Origin of the sequence: Nocardioides sp., from assembly GCF_047607365.1 — a bacterium.
Lineage (GTDB): Bacteria > Actinomycetota > Actinomycetes > Propionibacteriales > Nocardioidaceae > Nocardioides.
On record NZ_JASGDD010000022.1, the window covers coordinates 1 to 4,467 of the forward strand.

At 70.8% G+C, this 4,467-nt stretch carries 1 protein-coding gene; it reads right to left on the reverse strand.

The genetic code is table 11. The features are described from left to right. Positions 1-96 precede the first annotated feature (96 nt). Positions 97-4,197 (reverse strand): family 78 glycoside hydrolase catalytic domain, encoded by a 4,101-nt coding sequence (locus tag QM572_RS02025; RefSeq protein ID WP_415089490.1) that lies wholly within the window; start codon positions 4,195-4,197, stop codon positions 97-99. Positions 4,198-4,467 lie beyond the last annotated feature (270 nt).

Here is a 4,467-nt window from a genome sequence, read left to right on the forward strand (position 1 = left end):
ACATCCGCTCCTCCCGCAGGCTGCGGCCCCCCGAGCGCGCGTCGGAGCGGCGGAGCCGGGTCGCGCGACCCGGCTCCGCCGCATCCGGCGCCTGCCTCAGCGACGGACCTTCGCCGTCCTCCTGCTCCACACCGTGACCGGGGTGTAACCGGCCGCGGTCACGGTGACCCGGACGCGGATCCGCTTGCCCCGCAGCGCGGCGCGGACCTTCAGCGTGGCCTTGGTGGCGCCCTTGATCGGCTTGCCTCCGGCGTACCACCGATAGGAGACCGTGGGGTGCGCCGATGCGACGGAGGCCGGCAGCCTGAGGATCGCGTGCAGCCGACGGCCGACACGCGCCGTGCCGGTGACCACCGGGGCGGGCGCGTTGATCGTGGCAGGAGCGCCCGAGCCGCCTCCGGCGCCACCGCCGGACGCGACGACCGTCACCGCCACACTGTCGGAGGCGGTGTTGCCCGCGACGTCGCTCGCCGTCCAGCTGACCGTGTGCGAGCCGGCGCCGGTGACGACGACCGGGTCGGCGTACTCCGCCCACGACCCGCCGTCGATCCGGTAGGAGGTGCCCGCCACGCCGCTCTCCTCGTCGGTGACGCTCAGCGTCACGGTGGCGGCGCCCTCGCCGGTCGCGCTCGTCGCGGCGGTCACGGTCGGCGCCGTCTCGTCGACCTTGACCGGGCGCGATCCGCCGTCGTCGACGACGGCTCCGGTCGCGTCGACCAGCCGGTAGTAGACGTCGTAGGCGCCGGCCGGAAGCGCCACCGGCTCGGTGTAGTCGGTCCAGTTACCGTCGCCGACGGCGTACTGGGGCTCCAGGCCGTCGGTGACGTCGCCTACCGCCTGGAGCGTCAGCGCCGCGCCGGCGCCGAACCACCCCTGCCGGCCCTCCGACGACACCGAGGAGACCACGTGGGCGCCCACGGCGAACGACTGGGAGCAGACTCCGGAGAGGTGCTCGCCGGCGGTCGTGTCGGTCGAGGTGGTGACCAGATGGCAGCCCACCGGAACGGTCACGGTCAGGTAGCCGTCCTCGGGCGTCACCTGGCGGGCGACGCCGTCGACGTACACCGTCGTGGCGCCGGTCGCGGTGGCCGGGACGCTGACCTCGGCCGTGGTGTTGCCCGGCACGGAGGCGACGACGCGGAGGGCCCCGTCGCTGCCGTGGTCGAACGCCGTGCCGACCTGGCCGCGGACGGTGGGCGTGGTGATGTGCGCCCAGTCGAGGTCGCCCGGCTGAGGCTTGATCGCCACCTCGGCGTAGCCGGCGGTGGCGGGCTGGATCCCGAACAGCCCGGAGGGCACGTTGAAGGCCGGCGAGGCCGCCCACGGGTGCGAGTAGGTGAGGTTGCTCTTCTGCGAGGGGTCCCAGGCCTCCATGGTCGCGCCCGCGCCGAGCTTGATCATGTTCATCCAGCTGCTGGTGCCGTCGTCGGTCAGGGCGTCGAGTGCCGCCTGGCCGTCGTCGCCGTCGTAGAGGCCCTTGATGAGGAACGCCGCGCAGTAGACGCTGCACGCCATGCCGCGCGAGGCGACGTAGGCGGCGACCTTGGACGCCTGGTCGTCCTCGGGCACGCCGAAGGCGAGCGCGAAGGCGCTGGCGTGCAGCGACTCGTGACCGGTCAGCTCCTGGTTCGCGTCCATCCCGTCGTCGTACGCACCGGTGGTCTCGTCGTAGAAGGCGTCGTTGATCGCGGTGCGGAGCGAGGCGGCCTGAGCGGCGTACGACGTCGCGTCGGCGTCACGCCCGATGGCTGCCGCCATCTCCGACATGTCGACGAGCGCCTGGTAGGAGATCGCGTTGATGACGGTGTTGTACTGCCGGAACTGGTAGCCGTCGCGCTGGCTGGTCGGCCAGTCGACGATGTCGCAGTTCGTGGAGCTGTTGCACCCGTTGGAGCCGCTGGTCTTGCGGACCAGCCCGGTCGCGGCCTCGTACCACTGCGTCGTCGGCAGCTTGGTGACGAGGTTGTCGAAGTAGTCGGCGACCTGTTCGGTGTCGCCGGTCTGGCGCCAGGCGTCGTGGACGGCGAGCACCACGTAGACCGGCCACTCGGTCGGCCAGGTGCGGTTCGTCTTGAAGTAGTTCATCGAGTAGCGGCCGAGCGAGAGGTCGTCCATCAGGTAGAGCGACGACTGCAGTTGGAGGTAGGCGTCGGCCTCGTAGTCGGTCCGCTCCCGCTCGTAGGAGTCGGTGTAGAAGTTCTGGTTGGTGGCCTCGATGGTGTTCTTGGCCAGCGCGTAGACCTGGTTGAGGTTGTCGTTGGACGAGTCGAAGGCCGAGGCCTCCTCGTCGAAGGGATAGATCAGCGCGAGCGCCTTGAGGTTGTCCGCGGTGACCGGCTCCGGCGCGCCGACGATCTCGACGTAGCGGAAGGTCCGCATGCCGAAGGTCTCGAGGTGCTGCTCGCCGTCCCTGAGCGTGTAGGTGTCGAGGTAGGTGTTGCCGGCGCTGGTGCTGTACTTGACCGTGTTCTCCGACGAGGTCACCTGGCCGTACCTGACCTGGACGCTGTCCCCGGCCTCGCCGTCGACGTCGTAGCTGACCCCGCCCATCCAGGTGCGGCCGAAGTCGACGAAGTAGTCGCCGTCGCCCTTGTCGACGATGGAGACCGGGTCCTCGAGCCGCTCGGTCACCTTGCCCATCGGGGCCGCCGTCAGGCCGGTGATCGCGTCCTTGGCGACGGCCGGCAGCCATGCGGAGTCGTCGTAGCCCGGCTTGTCGAAGCCGTAGGGGTACGTGCGGGCGTCGAGGTTCTCGCGCGGGGCGGAGAAGTAGCTCGTGCCGTAGCTGCCGGGGCTGTTGTAGATGCCCGAGCCGGCCAGGGTGCGCCAGTCGGTGCCGGTGCCGAGGACCTCCCGGGTGCCGTCGGTGTAGACCACCTGCAGCTGCGCGATCATCCGCGCGGTGGAGGAGGTGGAGTAGGCGATCGCGGAGAGGACGTTCTCCTGCCCGGACTTCAGCAGGTCGGTCACGTCGAAGCCGTCGAACCGTGTCTCGCTGCCCGTCGGGGCGGTCGGGCCGAGGCCCACGAACGTGCCGTTGACGGAGATCTTGTAGACGTACTGCTTCGAGGACTTCCACTCCGTGGCGGTGGCGAACAACGACGCCCAGGCGATCTCCTTGTCCGGCAGGTTCACTCCCTTGCGGAAGAGGGCCCAGTCGGTGGTGAACCCCGAGACGAGGCAGGCCGCGCTCTTGCCGACTGTGAGCGCCCCGTCGGCGACCGTGCCGCACCCGAAGGGATTCGTGCCGCTGAAGTCGGTCTGGAAGAGGGTGCTCGCGTCGGCGGAGACGACGCTGACGTCGTCGACCACGCCGCTCTCGGTGCTGCCGTTGCGGAACCCGATCACGCCCTGGGCGTAGCTGGTGTCCGTCCGCTGGTCGACCTGGACGTCGTCGATCCAGGTGGTGATGGTCGACCCGGCCGCCTGGATCCTGATCGTGACCTGCTTGCCGATGGCGAGCGTCCCGGTCGGCAGGGTGACGGCGGAGCCCAGGGTGGCGTAGGTCCCACTCGTCTGCTTGTGGGGCACCAGCCTGTTGTCGCTGCCGCGGAACTGCCACATGTAGCCGTTGTTCGCGTCCACGGCGCGGAACCGGACACCGAGGGCGACGGTGCTGACGGTCAGCTTGGCCGTCACGGTGTAGTCGGTCCAGGTCGCGGCGGCCGACTGCGTCCAGATGGGCGTGGCGCCGTCCCAGGTCGAGCCCGGGCTGGTGCCGAACCAGGACGTCTCCGACCACGACGACGCGGTCCCGGCGGCGTCCCACACCTGGACGGCCCAGAAGTAGCGCTGCGAGGCGGACAGTGCCGGGCCGGCGTAGGCGATGCCGCCCTGCGCCGCGGCCTCGACCCTGCCGGAGTCCCAGACGTCGCCGGTGTGCTCGTCGGCCGCGGCCCGGGAGGACGCGACCACGATCCGGTAGGCGGACTGGCGCACGATCGCCGGCGCGTGCCAGGCGAAGGTCGGCGAGCTCAGGTCCTCGAGGTCGGCGGGACGGTCGAGACCGTCGATGGTGAGCGACGTGGGCGCGTCCGCGCCGGACGAGGACGCGGTCTTCTCCGCCAGGGGGGTCGAGGCGTTCGCCGGGGGCGGGGAGGTGACGAGCGGCGCCACGCCGACCGTCACGACCGTCAGCGCGATCAGGCCGGCGAGCGCCGTGCGGCGCCGTCCTCGGGGTGCTCTGGAGGCAGTCACAGGTGTTCCTTCGTGATCATTGAAACGTTTTAATCGACCGTAGATGATGTGATGCACGTCACTTAAGGGGTACGCGCAGGGTTGGCCGGATCCGGCCGCCCTCGCGCCGGGGAGTCAGATCAGGCCGCGCCGCACGGCCTCGACGACGACCTCGATGGTCGTGCCGACCCCGAGCTCGTCGGCCATGGCGCGCAGCCGGCGGCGCACGGTGCGCTCGGAGAGGCCGACCCGGCGGCCGACGCGGTCGACGGTCTCCCCCTCGGCCAGGCA